13 protein-coding genes are annotated in these 19,230 nt (G+C 67.5%); 5 read left to right on the top strand and 8 right to left on the bottom strand.

Annotated elements, in window-relative coordinates; all coding sequences use genetic code 11:
* Positions 1–752: 752 nt before the first annotated feature.
* The 3 genes from ACUDCK_RS26340 to ACUDCK_RS26330 form a co-directional block, all read right to left on the bottom strand.
* Positions 753–2,240, bottom strand: coding sequence for an efflux transporter outer membrane subunit (locus ACUDCK_RS26340; RefSeq protein WP_175167004.1), 1,488 nt, complete (start codon positions 2,238–2,240; stop codon positions 753–755).
* Positions 2,241–2,307: 67 nt separating this feature from the next.
* Entirely contained in the window at positions 2,308–5,523 is a 3,216-nt protein-coding gene (locus ACUDCK_RS26335; RefSeq protein ID WP_054500511.1) for an efflux RND transporter permease subunit, read from the bottom strand.
* Positions 5,524–5,559: 36 nt separating this feature from the next.
* Positions 5,560–6,750: an efflux RND transporter periplasmic adaptor subunit gene (locus ACUDCK_RS26330; RefSeq protein WP_081273391.1), complete on the bottom strand. Its 1,191-nt coding sequence runs from the start codon at positions 6,748–6,750 to the stop codon at positions 5,560–5,562.
* Positions 6,751–7,144: 394 nt separating this feature from the next.
* Between ACUDCK_RS26330 and ACUDCK_RS26325 the strand changes: the two genes are divergently transcribed.
* The 4 genes from ACUDCK_RS26325 (at position 7,145) to ACUDCK_RS26310 (ending at position 11,419) form a co-directional block, all read left to right on the top strand.
* Positions 7,145–8,209 carry a LysR family transcriptional regulator gene (locus ACUDCK_RS26325; RefSeq protein WP_144655639.1) on the top strand — a complete coding sequence of 355 codons (1,065 nt, stop codon included), beginning with the start codon at positions 7,145–7,147 and terminating at the stop codon, positions 8,207–8,209.
* A gap of 182 nt (positions 8,210–8,391) precedes the next feature.
* A complete protein-coding gene (locus ACUDCK_RS26320; protein ID WP_175167005.1) occupies positions 8,392–9,510 on the top strand; it encodes an AI-2E family transporter in 1,119 nt (372 codons plus the stop codon).
* Positions 9,511–9,682: 172 nt separating this feature from the next.
* Positions 9,683–10,462, top strand: a complete 780-nt coding sequence (locus ACUDCK_RS26315; protein WP_144655638.1) for a phytanoyl-CoA dioxygenase family protein — start codon at positions 9,683–9,685, stop codon at positions 10,460–10,462.
* 129 nt (positions 10,463–10,591) lie between these two features.
* Positions 10,592–11,419 carry an IclR family transcriptional regulator gene (locus ACUDCK_RS26310; RefSeq protein WP_054500514.1) on the top strand — a complete coding sequence of 276 codons (828 nt, stop codon included), beginning with the start codon at positions 10,592–10,594 and terminating at the stop codon, positions 11,417–11,419.
* A gap of 51 nt (positions 11,420–11,470) precedes the next feature.
* Here the strand turns inward: ACUDCK_RS26310 and dapA are convergent, their stop codons facing one another.
* Genes dapA through ACUDCK_RS26285 form a run of 5 tightly spaced genes read right to left on the bottom strand, consistent with a single transcriptional unit; the run spans position 11,471 to position 17,850 of the window.
* A complete protein-coding gene (gene dapA, locus ACUDCK_RS26305; RefSeq protein ID WP_054500515.1) occupies positions 11,471–12,373 on the bottom strand; it encodes a 4-hydroxy-tetrahydrodipicolinate synthase in 903 nt (300 codons plus the stop codon).
* 36 nt (positions 12,374–12,409) lie between these two features.
* Positions 12,410–14,185 carry an ABC transporter permease subunit gene (locus ACUDCK_RS26300; protein ID WP_175167006.1) on the bottom strand — a complete coding sequence of 592 codons (1,776 nt, stop codon included), beginning with the start codon at positions 14,183–14,185 and terminating at the stop codon, positions 12,410–12,412.
* A 4-nt stretch (positions 14,186–14,189) separates the two neighbouring features.
* On the bottom strand, positions 14,190–15,278 hold the full coding sequence (locus ACUDCK_RS26295; RefSeq protein WP_045953411.1) for an ABC transporter ATP-binding protein: 1,089 nt from the start codon (positions 15,276–15,278) through the stop codon (positions 14,190–14,192).
* 22 nt (positions 15,279–15,300) lie between these two features.
* Positions 15,301–16,383: an ABC transporter substrate-binding protein gene (locus ACUDCK_RS26290; RefSeq protein WP_054414558.1), complete on the bottom strand. Its 1,083-nt coding sequence runs from the start codon at positions 16,381–16,383 to the stop codon at positions 15,301–15,303.
* A 39-nt stretch (positions 16,384–16,422) separates the two neighbouring features.
* Positions 16,423–17,850 carry an FAD-binding oxidoreductase gene (locus tag ACUDCK_RS26285; RefSeq protein ID WP_054500517.1) on the bottom strand — a complete coding sequence of 476 codons (1,428 nt, stop codon included), beginning with the start codon at positions 17,848–17,850 and terminating at the stop codon, positions 16,423–16,425.
* 219 nt (positions 17,851–18,069) lie between these two features.
* Between ACUDCK_RS26285 and ACUDCK_RS26280 the strand changes: the two genes are divergently transcribed.
* A complete protein-coding gene (locus ACUDCK_RS26280) occupies positions 18,070–19,218 on the top strand; it encodes an alpha-hydroxy acid oxidase (protein WP_175167007.1) in 1,149 nt (382 codons plus the stop codon).
* The last annotated feature ends 12 nt before the right edge of the window (positions 19,219–19,230 follow it).

Raw genomic sequence — 19,230 nt, 5'->3', positions numbered from 1 at the left:
CGCCATCCCCCACCGACCCCGCCACGCGCTCGCGATGAGACGTAATGACGGTCTCTGGGGCGAGCGGTGTGCTTGGCGTTTTGGCGCACATCGGAGCTGGAGGGAGGGTCTTGCGAGGCCCGCCGCAAGCCGGCCGCGCGGGCGGCCTTTTGCGGCTTACGTGGTGTCTTGCGTCGGGATGATGACGCTCTCGCGTGTGGAAAGGCCCCCCATCCGATGCTATTGCACGGCTATCGGCACCACGAAATCCGGTGCGATTGCGTGGCTGCCCTGCCGGCACCACGACTGTTGTCGGCGGCGCACGCGCTCGTCACGCGCAAGCCAGCCCTCAACGCGCCGCCATTACCCCCTCTCCTTCGGAGCGGGACCACCAGAAAACCGCTCGCCACCCGCGCGCAGCGCACCCGCTTCACTGTCAGATGCACAGACGCCCATCGTGGCCGCCCGCGCGGCCGCGATGGGCAGCCCCGCAGGTTCCCTTCCCCGCACCCGGCTCTAGCAGCGCGACAAGCCCAGACGCTCGTAGCCCCTCGGGCGGGCGGACCCGGTGGCGGGCAACCTCGATGCGCCCGACGGAATCCGAAGGAGTCGCCGAAGGCGAGGACGAGGATGAGGATGGGGAAGTCCGGAGCGAACGCTCCGGACCGCAATCGTGGGCGCCCGCCACCGGGTCCGCCCGCCCGAGGGGCGACCTACGAAGACCGACTCATCATCGCTAACAGCACCTAACGCAATGCTCGAGCAATGAACAACTAACGATTGGCCGCCACAGCCTCCGCCCCAGGCACCGGATTCCCCCACCCGCCCCCGATCGCCCGAATCAGATCCACCGCCGACCGCGCCTGCTCGCCGCTCAACTGCACCGCCACCCGCTGCTGCAGCAGCACGCTGCGGTCCGCCTCGATCACGTCGAGATAGCTGATCGAGCCTTCGCGGTATTGCGTGTGCGAGAGCTTGGCGGCGCGGGCCGAGGCCTCCACCGCGGCGTCCTGCGCGCGGGTCTGGTCGGCCAGGATGCGCAGGTTGGACAGGTTGTCCTCGACTTCGCGGAAGGCGTTCAGGACCGTCTGGCGGTACACCGCCACGTCTTCCTCGTACACCGCGCGGGCGCGGTCCAGGCCGGCCTGGCGGCGGCCGCCGTCGAAGATCGGCATCGACAGCGCGGCGCCGACCAGCGGGCCCAGCAGGAACGTGCGGCTCGACCATTGGAACAGGTTGCCCAGCTCCGACGACTCGTAGCCGAACGCGCCCGTGATGTCCAGGCGCGGGAAGAACGCCGACTTGGCCGCGCCCACACGGGCATTGGCGGCAGCCATGGCGCGCTCGGCCGCGGCGATGTCGGGGCGGCGTTCCAGCAGCGTCGACGGCAGGCCGGCCGGGATCGACAGCGCCACCTTCTCGATCGGCTTGGGCGGCATCGCGAACTCCGACGGCGCGCGGCCCAGCAACACGGCCAGCGCGTGTTCGCCGGCGGCGCGGCGGCGGTCGATCCCCAGCGCTTCCGATTGGGCCGAGGCCAGCTCGGCCTTGGCGCGCGCCAGGTCCAGCTCGCTGATGTCGCCCGCGTCATAGCGGCGCTGGATCAGTTGCAGCGTCTCGGTGCGCAGTTGCACCGTCTGGCGGTACAGCGCGGCTTCGGCGTCCTGCTCGCGCACCAGGAAATAGGTGGTGGCGACATCGGCCTGCAGCGCCAGCAGCACCGAGCGGTACAGCGCCTCGCTCTGCTGCGCATCGGCGGTGGCGGCGTCGGCGGTGGAGGCGACGCGGCCGAACAGGTCGGCCTCGTACGACACCGTGCCTTGCGCGCGCCAGGTGGTCACCGGCCGCGTCGGCGTGCCGTCAGGCAGGCCTTGCGACACCGCCGAGGGGCGCTGGCGGTTCGGGCCGAAGCCCGCGTCCAGGCTGGGGAAGAAGCCGGCGCGGGCCTCGCGTTGCAGCGCGCGGGCCTGCGTCAGGCGGGCGGCGGCGGCCTGCAGGTTCTGGTTGGCCTTCAGGGCTTCCTCCTGCAACTGGTTCAGGCCTTCGTCGCCGAACACCTTCCACCATTCGCCGCGCAACTGCTCTTCCGAGGGTTGGGCGGTCTTCCAGGTGCCCGCTTCCGAGGCGGGCAGGGCGGCTTCCTTGTAGGCCGCCGGCGTGGCGGCCGCGGGCCGTTCGTAGGTCGGACCCACCGCGCAGCCGGCCAGCACGAGCAGGACGGCAAGCAGGGCGGAACCGCGGATCAGTCTTTTGGTCTTCATGACGATTCTCTTGGGCGCGCGCCCCGCCGTTCGGGACGGGACGCGCTGGCTATTTTTGCGGGCCGGATCAGGCGTTGTGCTGCGGCGCGGGCGGCGCGTGCGGGTCGATGTGCGGCACGCACACGGGCGCTTCGTGCGGCGCGGCCGAGTGCAATTTCTTGCCGCCCATCGAACGCAGCAGCACGTAGAACACCGGCGTCAGGAACAGGCCGAACAGCGTCACGCCGAGCATGCCGAAGAACACCGCGACCCCCATGGCGTGGCGCATTTCCGAACCGGCGCCGGACGACAGCACCAGCGGCACCACCCCCATGATGAAGGCGATCGACGTCATCAGGATCGGACGCAGGCGCAGGCGGCTGGCCTCGATTGCGGCTTCCAGCGGCGAGCGGCCGTTCATTTCCAGCTCGCGGGCGAATTCCACGATCAGGATCGCGTTCTTCGCCGACAGCCCCACCAGCACCATCAAGCCGATCTGGGTGAAGATGTTGTTGTCGTTGCCCGTCAGGTAGACGCCCGTCAGTGCCGCCAGAATGCTCATCGGCACGATCAGGATCACGGCCAGCGGCAGGGTCAGGCTTTCATACAGCGCGGCCAGCACCAGGAACACCAGCAGCACGCTGATCGGGAACACCCACAGGCCGGCGTTGCCCGCCAGGATCTGCTGGTACGTCAGGTCGGTCCACTCGAACTTCACGCCGCGCGGCAGGGTTTCCGCCGCCACGCGCTCGGCCGCGGCCTGCGCCTGGTTGGTCGAGTAGCCCGGGGCCGGACCGCCGTTGATGTCGGCGGCGGTGTAGCCGTTGTAGCGCACCACCATTTCCGGACCGAAGGTCTGCTTGACCGTCACCAGCGACGACAGCGGCACCATGTCACCCGCCGCATTGCGGGTCTTGAGCTGCAGGATGTCGTCGGCGTGGGCGCGGAACGGCGCATCCGCCTGGGCCCGCACCTGGAACACGCGACCGAACCGGTTGAAGTCGTTGACGTACATCGAACCGAGGTAGATCTGCATGGTGTCGAACACTTCCGTCACCGGCACGCCCAACTGCTTGGCCTTGACCCGGTCCAGGTCGACGTCCAACTGCGGCACGTTGATCTCGTAGCTCGAGAACGCCGGGCCCAGTTCGGGCGTCTGGCGCGCCTTGGCCAGGAACGCCTGCTTGGCCTTGTCCAGCTCGGCATAGCCCAGCGCCGAGCGGTCTTCCAGTTGCAGCTTGAAGCCGCCCAGCGTACCCAGGCCGAGCACCGGCGGGGGCGGGAACACGGCGATGAACGCCTGCTGGATGGCGCCGAACTTCTGGTTCAGCGACGCGGCGATGGCGTTGCCCGACAGCGCCGCGCCCTTGCGCTCTTCGAACGGCTTGAGCGTCACGAACACGATGCCGGCGCTCGAGCTGTTGGTGAAGCCGTTGATCGACAGGCCCGGGAAGGCGATGGCGCTCTGCACGCCAGGCTCCTTCAGGGCGATGTCGCTCATCTGGCGGATCACCTCTTCGGTGCGGTCCAGCGAGGCGCCGTTGGGCAACTGCGTGAAGCCGATCAGGTACTGCTTGTCCTGCGCCGGCACGAAGCCGCCGGGAACCAGGTACGACACGCCGATGGTGGCGGCCACCAGCACCGCATAGACGCCCATGGCGCCGGCCTTGCGGCGGATCACGCCGGACACGCCCACGCCGTAGTTCTCCGAGGCGCGGCCGAACATGTTGTTGAACCAGTTGAAGAAGCGGCCGAACACGCGGTTCATGCCCCGCGTCAGCCAGTCCGGCTTGTCGTGGTGGCTCTTGAGTAGCAGGGCCGACAGGGCCGGCGACAGCGTCAGCGAGTTGAAGGCCGAGATCACCGTCGAGATGGCGATGGTCATGGCGAACTGCTTGTAGAACTGGCCGGTCAGGCCCGTCATGAACGCCAGCGGCACGAACACCGCGCACAGCGTCAGCGCGATGGCGATGATGGGGCCGCTCACCTCGCGCATGGCGCGATAGGTTGCATCCCGCGGACTCAGGCCCGCCGCGATGTTGCGCTCGACGTTTTCCACCACCACGATCGCGTCGTCGACCACGATCCCGATGGCCAGCACCATTCCGAACAACGACAGGGCGTTGATGGAATAGCCGAACATCAGCAGCAGGCCGAAGGTGCCGACGATCGACACCGGCACCGCCAGCAGCGGGATGATGGACGCGCGCCAGGTCTGCAGGAACAGGATCACCACCAGCACCACAAGGGCGATGGCTTCCAGCAGCGTGTGCACCACGGCCTCGATACTGGAACGCACGAACTGGGTCGGGTCGTATTCGATGCGGTATTCCACGCCCGGCGGGAAGTCCTGGGCCAGCTCGACCATGGCGGCGCGCACTTGCGACGACACGTCCAGCGCGTTGGCGCCCGGCGATTGCATGATGCCCATGCCCACCGCCTGCTTGTTGTCCAGCAGCGAACGCAGGCCGTATTCCTGGGCATCCAGTTCCACGCGGGCCACGTCGGACAGGTGCGTCACGGCGCCGTCGGGCGAGGTCTTGAGGATGATGTCGCGGAATTCCTCTTCGGTCTGCAGGCGGCCGCGCGCATTCACGTTCAGTTGCAGCGGCACGTCGCCCTGGGTGGGGGAAGCGCCGATCACGCCGGCGGCGACCTGCACGTTCTGCTCGCGGATGGCCGCGACCACTTCGGCGGCGGTCATGCCGCGCTGCGCGACCTTCTGCGGGTCGAGCCACACGCGCATCGAGTAGTTGCCCGCGCCCCACACCGTCACTTCACCCACGCCGGTAATGCGCGCCAGGCGGTCCTTGATGTTCAGGATCGCGTAGTTGCGCAGGTAGGTGATGTCGTAGCGGTCGTTGGGCGAGATCAGGTGCACCACCAGCGTCAGGGTGGGCGAGCTCTTGGTGGTCGTGACGCCCAGCCGCTGCACGTCCGGCGGCAGGCGCGGCAGCGCCTGCGACACGCGGTTCTGCACCAGTTGCTGCGCCTTGTCCGGATCCACGCCCAGCTTGAAGTTGACGGTCAGCGTCAGGTTGCCGTCGCTGTTGGCCTGCGACTGCATGTACAGCATGTTTTCCACGCCGTTGATGGATTCCTCCAGCGGCGAGGCGACGGTTTCGGCGATGACCTTGGGGTTGGCGCCCGGATACTGCGCGCGCACCACCACCGAGGGCGGAACCACTTCCGGGTATTCCGAGATCGGCAACTGGAACATGGCCAGCAGGCCGCCCAGCAACACCAGCACGGACAACACCCCGGCGAAGATCGGCCGGTCGATGAAGAATTTCGAGATATTCATGAACGTTCTCGTTCTGCTTTGCGGTTCACCGGCGGCTTAGTTGGCGGCCGCCGTCTTGACCGGGTTGCGTTGCGCCGCGACCATCGGCACCACGGTCGGGCTCACGGCGTCGCCGGGGCGCACGCGCTGCAAGCCATTGACCACGATGCGTTCGCCTGGGGCCAGGCCGGAGTCCACGACCCGCAGGCCTTCCTGGTTGGCGCCCAGCTTGACCTGGCGGTAGTTGGCGTGGTTCTTGTCGTCCAGCACCAGCACGTAGCGTTTGTCCTGGTCGGTGCCGATGGCCTTCTCGTCGATCAGCACGGCGCTGCGCGGCTCGCTGCCGCCCAGGCGGATGCGGGCGTACAGGCCGGGCAGCAGGGTGCCGTCGGCGTTGTCGAACTCGGCGCGCACGCGGATGGTGCCGGACGTGGCGTCCAGGCGGTTGTCCACCGATTGCACGAAGCCGGTGCGCGAATAGCCTTCCTCGTTGGCCAGGCCCAGCTCGACCGGCACCGAGCCGGCCTTGCCGTTGCGGGCCGGGTTCACGTACTTCAGGAAGGTCTGTTCGTCGACGTCGAACGAGGCGTACATCTTCGAGACCGACACCAGTGTGGTCAGCGGCACCGAGGTGGCGCCGGCGGCGACCACGTTGCCCACGGTGACTTCCGCGCGCGACACGCGGCCGGCGACCGGCGCCTCGATGCGGGTGTAGCCCAGGTTGAGCTTGGCGTAGTCGAGCGCGGCCTGCGCGCCCTGCAGGTTGGCCGCGGCTTCACGCGCGGCGTTCTGCTTTTCCTCGAAGTCGCGGCGGGCGATGGCGTTGTCGGCCAAGAGGCGCTGGCCGCGCGCCAGTTCGGTGGCCGTATACGAGGCGCGGGCCTTGGCGGCGGTCAGGGCGGCGGCGGCGCGGTCCACTTCGGCCGCGTAGGGGCGCGGATCGATGGTGAACAGCACGTCGCCCTTCTTGACGATGCTGCCGTCCTGGAAGTGCACGGCGGTCAGGGTGCCGGAGACCAGCGGACGGATGTCCACGCGGTCGATGGCTTCCAGGCGGCCGGAATAGCGCTGCCAGTCGACGATGGTCTTGTTGACCACTTCCGCCACTTCGACAGGGGGCGCGGCGGGCGCGCCCTGCGCCTGGGCCGCATTGGCGCCCGCCGGGGCGCGAAACAGGGCGTAGCCACCGCCGGCCGCGATGACGGCCGCGAAAACGACGAGCATAGCAATACGATTACGCGAAACCATGATGTTCCTTGTGGGTGATGTCGGGGTGAAGCGCGCTTGCCGGGGACCGCGGGGGGGCGGGGAGGCGGCGGGGGCGGGCATCGCGGCGGGTCTGGCAGTCCTGAAACACCGAAGTCATATTGCAGTGCAACATGCAACGCGGTTACGCTTCCCTGGTGAAATCCGTCTATTTGGGGACGGGCTCTACCGGGATCGGAATCTGAGGATTGACAGGCCCTGGGATGGCGCCGGGCGGCACGGGCACTTCAAGATGGTTTGCATTCTGAGTGTTTTACGGGCGCGGATAAACACTGCTATCTCGGCAACACTGTTCGGTGGATTTGTCTAATCCCGGGCGGTTTCGGGTTATGCTCCGTACACCCCGACCAAATTGCCCTTAAAGGACACCGTCGCCATGGACCGTTTTCAGGCTATGCAGGTGTTTGTGCGCGTCGTGGACGCCAATAGCTTCACCCGGGCGGCCGACAGCCTCTCGCTTCCGCGCACCACCGTCACCACCATCATCCAGAACCTCGAACGCCTGCTGGGCGTGCGCCTGCTCAACCGCACCACCCGCCGCATTGGCCTCACGCCTGATGGCGCCGGCTATTACCAGCACTGCGTGCGCATCCTGGCCGACGTCGAGGAAACCGAGGCCTGCTTCCAGGAAGCGGCGCTGCGCCTGAAGGGGCGGCTGCGCATCGACGTACCGACCTGTATCGGCCGGCTGATCCTGATTCCCTCATTGTGTGATTTCCACGACAAGTACCCCGACGTCGAGCTGGTGCTCGGCCTGGGCGACCGGCCGGTGGACATGGTGCAGGAGGCCGTCGACTGCGTCATCCGCGCCGGCGACCTGGAGGATTCCAGCCTGGTGGCGCGCCGCATCGGCACGCTGCAGACCGTGACCTGCGCCTCGCCGACCTACGTCGCCCGCCACGGCATGCCGCAGACCATCGAGGAACTGCGCAACCACCACGCGGTGCATTATTTCTCCAGCCGCACCGGCCGCAACTGCGCCTGGGACTTCAAGATCGACGGCAAACACCAGGAAGTGGACATGCGTGGCACCGTCGCGGTGAACGAAGCTGGCGCGTACCTGGACTGCGGCCTGAAGGGCTTCGGCCTGATCCAGACGCCGCGCTACATGGCGCTGCCGTACCTGCAGTCGGGCGAGCTGATCGAGGTGCTGCCGCAATGGAAGCCCAGCGCCACCGCGATCTCGGTGCTGTATCCGCAAAGCCGCCAGCTTTCGCCCAAGGTGCGCGCGTTCGCCGACTGGGCGGCCGAACTGTTCGCCAGTTGCCCGCTGCTCAGCGGCCGCGACGAGACCGATCCGGCCGCCGCCAGTTGCGGCGTGTTCCAGCAGCGCCAGATCAGCCCCGCCAGGCAGATGGCCGTGGCCGGCGTGGCCGCCGCCAACGAGCCCATGCCGCGCCGCCGCTCCGCGCGCGAAGAGGCCGCCGAATACGCCCTGTAGACGGGGCTCGGCGGTCCGCGTGGCGGGCGCGAAAGCGTCCGCCACGCTGGCAAGTCGCCGGCAAAATCCAGCAACACCGGGAAACCCCGTAGTAAATACGGGGCTTGTGTCCCTCGTATTTCGCGAAACGTCTGTATAGTCCGACAGTCAAAGCCTCAACGCATTCACTGTCGATCCGCTCTATGCAGCCTGTACTCCCCGCCTACCTGATCGCCCGTTGGCTTTTGCTGCTCGTCCTGTTGGCGGGGGTATATTTCCTCAGCGGCTTCCTGGTCCCCGCGCTGGCCGCGCTGATCATCGGCCTGGCCAGTTGGCCGCTTTACGAGCGCCTGGTCGAGCGCTGCGGCGGCCGCACCGCGCTGGCCGCGTCGCTGGCGCTGCTGGTGGTGATCGTGGTGCTGATCGTGCCGCTGTCGCTGGCGCTGTCGTACGCCATCAAGGAAGCCAGCACCTTCTTCGCCTGGGCCATCGCCGCCAACCGGCATGGGGTCGACGTTCCCAATTGGATCACCTCGATGCCGGTGGTCGGCGACCGCCTCGGCGAATACTGGCAGGCCTACATCGGCCAGCCGCATGCGCTGGGCGCGCTGGTCGAGGCCGTCAGCGGCGAACACCTGGGCAACATCTACCGCATGGTGCTGGCCGCCACCGGCAACGTGTTCCAACTGCTGCTCACCGTGCTGTTCATGCTGATCACGCTGTTCTTCGTCTACAAGGACGGCGTGCGCATGGTGGCCCAATTGGATGTGCTGGGCGAACGCATCCTGCCGGCGCGCTGGCAGCGCTTTTCGCGCGTGGTCCCGGCCACCATCAACTCCACCGTCACCGGCATGGGCCTGATCGCGCTGGGCGAGGGCGTGGTGCTGGGCATCGCCTACTGGGTCGCCGGCGTGCCGTCGCCGGTGCTGCTGGGCGTGGTCACCGGCTTCATGGCGCTGATCCCCGGCGGCGCGCCGCTGTCGTTCACGCTGGTGTCGCTGTATCTCGTCGGTTCCGGCCACATGGTGGCGGGCATCGCGCTGATGGTGTGGGGCAGCGTCGAATTGTTCATCGTCGACAAGACGCTGCGCCCGCGCCTGGTGGGCGGCCCGGTCAAGCTGCCGTTCCTGCCGACCTTCTTCGGCCTGGTGGGCGGCGTGAAGACCATGGGCATCGTCGGGCTGTTCGTCGGCCCGGTGCTGATGGCGCTGTTGGTGGCCGTGTGGCGCGAGTGGGTGCACCACGAGGAAGTCGAACGCGATACCGCACGGATCCAGGCGGGCGCGCTGCCCGACAAGACACCGACAGGCGGGCAGGCCTGAAGGGCCAGGGTCCCTGGCCGCCGGTTCTGTTGCGAATACGCCCGAGCGGCCGCGCGTTTGGGTGTAATCTAGCTCTCCCGCGATCGCCGGCGCCTCGTCCGGCACGCGCCTGCCCTGTGCGCAGACGCTTTGCAGCTTACGCCGCGGGGTCTGAGGGGTTGGCAGGTTCATCATGTCCGGGTCGTTGCAAGAAGATGAGTTAGCGGTCCTGCGCGAGCAGGGTTTCGTGGTCGCGCGGCAGTTCGCCGACCCCGCCGAGGTGGCGGCGCTGCGCGCGCTGGCCGAGCGGCATCTGCGCGAGCACATCGCGCCCATCGAATACGAGGCGGACCTGCGCTATCCCGGCGCGCCCGAGTCGCGCAATGCCGAAGGCGGCCTCACCGTGCGGCGCCTGCTCAGCGCCTACGGGCGCGATCCTTTGTTCGCGCAATGGGCCACCCATGCGCGCATCGGGCAATCGCTGGCCCGCTATTTCGGCGAGACGCCGGTGCTGTCCACCGTGCACCACAACTGTGTGATGACCAAGCATCCGGCCTATGGCAGCCTGACCGGCTGGCACCAGGACATCCGCTACTGGTCGTTCTCCGACAGCGACCTGGTGTCCTGTTGGCTGGCGCTGGGCGACGAGACCTGGGACAACGGCGGCCTGTCGTTCATTCCCGGTTCGCACGCGGCCGCATTCCAGCCGGCGCAGTTCGACGAGAAGAAATTCTTCCGCGACGATGCGCCCGAAAACGCCGAATGGATCGCGCGCGCCGTCTGCCCCGAGCTGCGCGCTGGCGACCTGGTGTTCTTCCATTGCCGCACTTTGCATGCGGCCCAGGGCAACCGCAGCGATCGCGTCAAGCTGTCGCTGGTGCACACCTATCATCCGCAGTCCTGCCATCCGCTGGCGGGCACCCGCTCGGCAAGCCAGCCGGGCGTGCCGCTGGCCGCGGCAGGTTGCGTTTGATAATCGGGATTAGCTATTAATAATTGAACTACAATTAATTGGTGTGCGATACGCGCGATTGCCGCCGGCAAGCCGGCAACCGCGCGCTCCAACCTGCGCGCACGTTACTTCCTCAATAGGCTGTTTCCCGTGCCCAAAAGCAAGCCCGACAATACGGACAAGACGCAGGCGGCGACCGAGACCCGGTCTTCGCTGTTTGTAGGCTCGACCGAAAAAGCCTTCCAGGTGCTGCATGCTTTCGACGGCCCCAAGCGCCACATGACGCTGGCCGACATCGCGCGCGCGTCGGGCCTGGACCGCAGCGCGACGCAACGCCTGGTCTACACGCTGGAAATGCTGGGTTATCTGCGCCGCATTCCGGACACGCGCAATTACGGACTGACGCCGAAGGTGCTGCAGTTCTCGTACAACTACGTGCGCGCCAATGAGTTGATCGACAAGGCGTCGCCCTATCTGCTGGACATCAGCCGCACCCTGGGCGAAACCACCAACCTGCAAGAGCTGGACGGGCACGAGATCGTGTTCGTGGCCCGCTTTCCCGGCCATCACCTGGTCAACGTGGACATCGCCGTGGGCAGCCGCCTGCCGGCCTTTTTCACCGCGTCGGGCACGGCGATCCTGTCACGCCTGTCGGATGAGCAGCGCCGCGAAATCCTGGCGCAGACCCGCCTGGAGCCGATCACGCCCTACACGGAAGTCAATCCCGACAAGCTGCTCGAACGCGCGCAGCGCGTGGCCGAGAAGGGCTACGCGATCATCGTGAACGAAACGGTGCTGGGAGATATTTCGGTGGCGGCGCCGGTGATCGATCATCGCGGATTGGCGGTGGCGGCGATCAACATTTCCGTGCCGACGACGCGATGGACCGTTGCCAGGGTCGAGGCGGAGTTGGCGCAGCACGTGCAGGTGGCGGCCACGTCCATCTCCAAGTCCAAGTTCTCGGCGTATTCGAGGTAAGGACCGGGCGCCGTCGATCGATCGCGCCCAGTCCTTCCCGAATCGCCTGGCTCAAACGCCTTCGAACTCCGCCAGCAACGGCTTGACCACCGCCCGCAAGGACGCCTGCAGGTCGGCCCCGGGTTGCACCAGGGGATCCAGGACTTCCGGCGCATCGACGCCGATCAGGTCCATCACGGACTTCATCGGTCCGGGATTGGTCTCGGCGAACGCGAGGTTCATCAGCGGGATCAGGCGGCGGTGCAGCAGCATGGCGTCGCGCGTGCGGCCCGCGGCGGCCAGGTCATAGACCTTGCGCCAGGCCTTGGGCAGCAGGCTCGCCGTCACCACGATGCCGCCTTGGGCGCCGGCGGCCAGGTGAACCGGCAGCAGCGTGTCCTCGCCGCTGAACACGGCGAACGATTCGTCCACGCCGGCCACCGTGCGCAGGAAGTGGTACATGTCCGTGTTGCAGGCCTTCATGCCGATGATGTTCGGGTGGCGCGACAGTTCGTGCAGCACTTCCGGCGCGATCGCGATGCGCGTGCGATACGGGATCTCGTAGATCATCACCGGCAGCGGCGATGCGTCGGCGTAGCGCAGGAAATAGTCGCGGATGCCGGCCTGGGTGGGGGTCGTGTAGTAGGGCGTCAGCACCATCAGCGCGTCGGCGCCCGCGTCGGCGAACTCGCGGCCGGCCTGCAGGGCGTCGTGAAAGCCCGGGTCCAGCACGCCGGGGATCACCGGCACGCGCTTGGCCACGGCATCCACCGTCAGCTTGCACATGCGGATGCGTTCGGCCCGCGCCAAAGCACCGTATTCACCCGTGCCGCCCAGCGGCACGATGCCGTCGATGCCCTGCTTGAGCAGGTAGGCGATCAGCGCCTGGGCCGCCGGGGCGTTGATGGTGTCGTCGGCGTTGACCGGGGTGGGAATCGCGGGAAACACGCCGCGCAGGTGGCTTGCATTCAACATGGAAAAATCCTGATGGAAGGGAAACGGCGCCGCGCCTCAGCCCGCCAGGCTGCGGCGGCGCAGCCGGTCGGCGAGCCAGATCAGCGCGGCGATGAAGATAAACAGGCAGGTGGACACGGCGGCGATCACCGGGGAGATCTGCAGCGTCACCTCATCCCAGAACTGCTTGGGCAGGGTGGCGTTCAGGCCGCCCGAGGCGAACAGCGCGATCGTCAGCTCGTCGAACGAGGTCGCGAAAGCGAACAGGAACGATGACATCAGCCCCGCGCCGAGGATCGGGAAGGTCACGAAGCGCAGCGTCGACCAGGGCCCCGCGCCCAGGCTCTGCGCCGCCAGGTCCAGGCGCGTGTCGTAGTTGCGCAGCACCGCCATCATGGTGATCACCACGTACGGCACCGCTACCACCGTGTGCGCCAGGATCAGGCCGACGGTCGAACCGACCAGGCCGACGCGGGCGAAGAAATAGAACATGCCCACCGCGATGATCATGCGCGGCACCACGATGGGCGACAGCACGAAGGCCAGCATGGCGGACTTGCCGCGCATGTCGGCGCGCACCAGCAGGAAGGCGGCCGGCGTGCCGATCAGCATGGCCAGCAGGCCGGTGCCCACGCCCACGACCAGCGAGCGCGTGATGGCCTGCATCCATACCGGCGACGTGAACATCTGCTCGTACCACTGCAGCGAAAAGCCCTTGGGCGGCCAGGTCAGGCCGGAACCGGAATCGAACGACAGCGGGATCATCAGGAAGGCGGGCGCGGACAGGAAGGCCAGCACCGCCAGCACGATCCACCACAGGGTGCGCGATTGGCCGGTGCCCGACACCGAACGGCGCAGGCGCGTGGGCAGCAGCGAGAACAGGCGGTCGGACAGCGCGGCCAGCAGGTCCAGCAGGGCCTCGCCCGCGCGGCGCGCCAGGCCGGGCTTGGCCGAGGCGCGGGGGCGCGACGCGCCGGCGCCGGTCATGGTCGACAGGCCCAATATGCGGTCGTACAGCGCGAACACGGCCAGCACCACCACCAGCAGCAGCACCGACACCGCGCCGGCGAATTCCCAGTTCATGGTCTGCTGCACCTGGTCGATGATGATCTGGGTGATCATCGTCTCCTTGCGGCCGCCCAGCAGCGCCGGGGTGATGAAAAAGCCGATGGCGGTGACGAACACCATGATGGCCGCGGCGGCCACGCCGGGCATGGACAGCGGGAAGTAGATCTTCCAGAACGCGGTGCCCGGGCGCGCGCCCAGGGTGGACGCGGCGCGCGGCAGGTTGCGGTCGATGTTCTCCATGACCGACAGCATCGTCAGCACCGCCAGCGGCATCAGCGCATGCACCATGCCGACCAGCACGCTGCCGAAGTTGTAGAGCAGGTTGGCCGGCGCATCCAGAATGCCCAGCGCCTGCAGCATCTGGTTGACCACGCCGTTGCGGCCCAGCAGCACGACCCATGCGAAGGTGCGCACCAGGAAGCTGGTCCAGAACGACAGCAACACCCAGAACAGCAGCGACGTCTTGCGCCGGGCCGACAGGCTCGAGATCAGGTAGGCGACCGGGTAGCCGGCCACCACGGCAAAGAAAGTCGTCCAGAGCGAGATCTTCAGCGTGATGAGCAGCACGTTGACGTACACCGACGACTCGAACAGCCGGTGGTATTGCGCCAGCGAGAAGCCCTGGTCGCCGTAGAAGCTCAGCAGCAGCAACTGGCCCACCGGATAGATCAGCAGCACCAGCAACAGGATCGCCAGCGGCGCGGCCATGAGGAAATGGCGGCGGCCCTGGCTCATGCGCTTGCGGGGAGGGGCGAGGGGGCTCATGCGGTCACTCCGCGATGGCGACCGCGTCGGCGGCCTGCCAGGTCACCGACAGCGGCTGGCCGATGGCGTACTGCTCGGCCTGGCGGCGCGTCGGGTAGGCGACCACGAGCGGGGCGCTGTCGGGCGCGCCCGAATCCAGATAGAGCTTGGTCAGGCTGCCGGTCACCATCACGTCGAGCAGCCTGCCGGTCAGGGCCTGGCCGTGCTCCCGGGCGGGGCCGGCCTGCAGGTTCTGCGGCCGCAACATCAACGTGACCTTCTGGCCGACCTTGATTGCGGCGCCGTTGGACAGGGCCTGTCCGGTGACGCCCTGCTGCGCCAATTTGACCGTCAAGGTGGGGCCGTCGATGGCCGTGACCTCGCCCTGCAGCAGGTTGGATTCGCCCAGGAAGTCCGCCACGAACAGGGTGCGCGGGCGGAAGTACAGGTCGGCTGGCGTGCCCAGTTGCTCGATCGCGCCGCCATTCATCAGGCAGATGCGGTCGGACATGGTCATGGCTTCTTCCTGGTCATGCGTCACGTAGACGATGGTGGTGCCCAGTTCGCGGTGGATGCGCTTGATCTCCAGTTGCATCTGGTCGCGCAGCTTCTTGTCCAGCGCGCCCAGCGGTTCGTCCATCAGGATGATCGCGGGGCGGTAGACCATGCAGCGCGCCAGCGCGATGCGCTGCTGCTGGCCGCCCGACAGTTCGCGCGGCAGGCGCGCGCCGACCTGCGGCAGCCGCACCATGTCCAGCGCTTCCTGCGCGCGCCGCTTCGCCTCGGCCGCCGGCACCTTGCGCATCTTCAGCGGAAAGGCGATGTTCTCCAGGATGGTCATGTGCGGGAACAGCGCATAGTTCTGGAACACCATGCCGATGTCCCGCTCGTACGGCGCGCCGTGGGTGACGTCGTTGCCGTCGATCAGCACGCGGCCTTCGTCGGGCCTGGCCAGGCCCGCGATCAGGCTCAGCAGCGTGGTCTTGCCGGACCCGGACGGGCCCAGCAGGGTCAGGAATTCGCCGCGGGCGACATCCAGGTGCGTGGGCGCCAGGGCGACGAAATCGCCGTAGCGCTTGCCCAGGCCCGAGATCTGCAGATTGGAAGAAGACATGGTGTTCGGCGTATGCAAGGTGTTACTTCAAGACCCAACCGTTGAAGCGCTCGAGCACGTCGCGCTGCTTGTCCAGCCAGTAGGCGGCGTTGATGTGCAGGCCGGTCTTGATGTTGTCGGGGTGGGTCGGGCAATTGCGCGCCACGTCGGGCTTGATGTGGTCGAACGCGGCGGGTTGGGTCACGCCGGCGGCGAAGAACTCGACCAGCGCGGCCTGGCGCTTGGGGTCCGAGGCGAACTTGATGAATTCGCGGCAGGCGTCGGCGTTGGGCGTGCCCTTCAGGATCGACCAGTTGTCGCAGCCCCAGATGTTCTGGTCCCACACGATCTGCACGGGCGCGCCGTTGGCGATGGCCGATTGGGCGCGCGAGACCCAGGTGGCGATCATGTCGACTTCGCCGGAGCCCAGCATCTGCTCGACCTGCGCGCCGGTGTTCCACCACACATCGACCGACGGCTTGATCTTGTCCAGGCTGGCCAGGGCGCGGTCGATGTCGCAGGGGTAGACCTTGTCGGTCGGCACGCCGTCGGCCATCAACGCTTCCTCGATGGTGTCGAACGGATGCTTGCGCAGGCCGCGCCGGCCGGGGATGTTCTTGACGTCCCAGAAGTCCGCCCACGACGCCGGGGCGCGGCGGCCCTTGAAGGCGTCGGTGCGATAGGCCAGCACCGTGGTGTAGACGTTGTTGCCCACGCCATAGGGAGACATGTATTGCTTGGGGATGGTGGCCACGACCGGGTCGGATTCCAGGCCATGTTTTTCCAGATAGACCTTGCCGCCTTCGGTGAGCATCAGGATGGCGGGCTGGCTGATCTTGGCCATGTCCCAGGTGTAGTTGCCGGTGTCCACCATGCTGCGGATCTGCGCGGTGGGCTCGGCGTTGGCCTGCACGCCCACCACCTGGATGCCGGTGGCGTCCGTGAACGGCTTGTAGAACACCGCGCCATAGGCCTTGCTGTAGATGCCGCCGTCATCGCGCACGACGATGCGCTTGGAGGCCGCGCGCGACGGCGTCCAGATCATGGGCATGGCCAGGGTGGCGACGCCGGCGGCGGCGGTCTTGAGCGCGCGGCGGCGCGAGGCGTTGTAGGAGGGGGATTTCATGGAAGGGCTCCAGCGGGACGGCGGACGGGAAGGGCGGCTTCAGGGCAGCAAGCGACCGGGATTGAAGAGAGCGGCGGGGTCGAAGCTGGCTTTCAGCGTGCGCATCATGGCCAGTTCGACCGGGGACTTGTAGTGCGCCATTTCGGCCAGCGACGTGCGGCCCACGCCATGCTCGGCGCTGAAGGTGCCGCCCAGCGCATCGGCCACGTCGTTGACGGCGCGGCGGATGGCGGCCGCCATGGCGTCGCGCTCGGGCAGCGCGTTCCAGGCGTCGAACGTGAAAAACGGAATGAAGTGGACGTTGCCGTCGCCCAGGTGGGCGACGATCAGGATGGGCAGGTCGGGCACCAGGCGGCGCACGGCGTCGGTGGCGGCGGCGATGAATCGCGGCACGCTCGAGACGGGCACCGCGCTGTCGGTGGTCAGGCCCACGCCCGCTTTCTTGTTGCCTTCCGAGACGCTGTGGCGGACTTCCCAGAGCGCGGCGCGCTGGCTGTCGTTGCTGGCCACCACGGCATCGTGCAGCAGGCCCTGTTCGGACGCCTGCTCCAGGATCTGCTGCAGCACGTCCTGCAGTTCCGTCCCGCCGCCGGTGTCCGACAGCTCCACCAGCACATGCCACGGATGCGCGCCGCTGAGCGGATTCTTGCGCCCGGGCACGTGCGCCATGACGATGTCCAGCTGATTGCTGTCGATCATCTCGAAGGCGGACAGGCGCGAGCCGCACTGCTGTTGGAACAGGCCCAGGATATCGAGCGCGGCCTGGGGATCGGTGGGCGCCAGCCAGGCGATGGCGTGGCGGGTGGGCAGCGGGTGCAGCTTCAGCACGGCCGCGGTCACGATGCCCAAGGTGCCTTCGGCGCCGATGAACAGGTGCTTCAGGTCGAAACCCGTATTGTTTTTGCGCAGGGCGGTCAGGCCGTTCCAGATGGAGCCGTCGGGCAGCACGACCTCCAGGCCCAGGATGTTGTCGCGCGTATTGCCGTAGCGCAGCACGCCGGTGCCGCCGGCGTTGGTGGCGATGGTGCCGCCGATCTGGCATGAACCTTCCGCGCCCAGGCTGATGGGATACAGGCGACCTTGTTCCGCGGCGGCCTGCTGCACGGCGGCCAGCACGCAGCCGGCTTCGACTTCCATCGAGTTGTTGGCCGGGTCCACGCGGCGGATCTGGCGCAGGCGGGAGAGATTGACGATGACGGGGGGCGGGCCCGCTTCGTCCGGCACCGCGCCGCCGCACAGGCTGGTGTTGCCGCCTTGCGGCAGCACGGGGGTGGCGTGGGCGTTGCACAGGCGCACGATGTCGGCGACCTGCTGCGTGGAATTCGGCAGGGCCACGCAGAGCGCCGCGCCCTTGTAGCGGCCGCGCCAGTCTTCGGTGTAGCCGGCCATGTCGGTGTCGGTGCGCAGGATCGCGCTGTCGCCCAAGGCCTGGATGAGCGCATCGAGCAGGGAGGTGCCTGTGGTCATGTCTGTCGTCCCATGGAGATCGGGGGTAGAAAAGCCGATCACGTTGAGACACAGCATACGATTACTTAAATCGCTTTTCGATTTAAGTAATCGTATAACGATTGAATTGAGGGTATGTCCTAGGGCGGAACATCCGGACAATCGTCTAAAAATCAATCGAAATACAATCGATACGTTCGATATGTAATTTAATCGGATTCCCGGCAACAAGGAAGAGAAATGCTGCCCAGCGTGATGGATTACCGGGCGCAGGCGCGCAAGCGACTGCCGCGGCTGGCCTTCGATTATCTGGACGGGGGCGCGGAGGACGGCGCCTCGTTGCGGCGCAACGTGGCCGCCTTCGGCGCGCTGGAATTCGTGCCCGAGGTGCTGGCGGACGTCACCGACTGCCATCTGCAAACCACCGTCCTGGGCGCGGCCGCGGCCATGCCCGCGATCGTCGGGCCGACGGGCCTGAACGGGCTGTTCTGGCCCGACGCGGACGTGCACCTGGCGCGCGCCGCGCATCGAGCGGGGCTGCCGTTCGTGCTGTCCACCGCATCGACCTCGCTGCTGGAAGAAGTGCGCGCGGCGGGCGCGGGCGAGCTGTGGTTGCAGTTGTACGTGCAGCGCGAGCGCCGCATCGCCGAACACCTGATGGACCGGGCCTGGGGCAGCGGCTACACGGCGCTGTTCCTGACGGTCGACGTGCCGGTGCATGGCAATCGCGACCATGACAAGCGCAACGGCTTCCAACTGCCGCTGCGTCCTTCCGGCCGCTTGCTGCTGGACCTGGCGGCGCATCCGGGCTGGTGCTGGCGCATGCTGCGCGGTGGCGGGCCGCAACTGAAGAACCTGGCCGTCAGTTCCAACGCGCGGGAGAACATCTCCGAACAGGCGTCCGCCCTGAGCCGGCAGATGGACCTGGCCTTGACCTGGGATGACATCGACTGGCTGCGCCGGCGGTGGCGCGGCCGCATCGTCATCAAGGGCATCCAGACGCTGGCCGATGCGCGCCGGGCCAAGGCGCGCGGCGTGGACGGCATCGTGCTGTCCAACCATGGCGGCAGGCAGTTGGAATGCGCTCCCTGCCCGCTCGAAGTCCTGCCGGAGGTCGCGGCCGAACTGGGGCAGTCGCTCGAAGTGCTGGTGGATGGCGGGGTGCGGCGCGGCAGCGATATCGCCAAGGCGGCGGCGCTGGGCGCGCGCGCGGTGCTGCTGGGCCGCGCGCCGCTGTATGGGCTGGCGGGCCGCGGGCCGCGCGGCGCGGGCGAGGTGCTGGCGATCCTGCGCGCCGAGCTGGAAAACACATTACGGTTGCTAGGGCGCACTCGCATTGGCGCGCTGGATGCCACGGCGGTGCGCAGGCGCCGGGCCATTTTCGATTGAGGAAAGGAAGCA

Source organism: Achromobacter sp. CF-sbj1-Ac2-l, from assembly GCF_052698165.1.
This window is presented reverse-complemented; position numbering and strand designations above follow the sequence as displayed.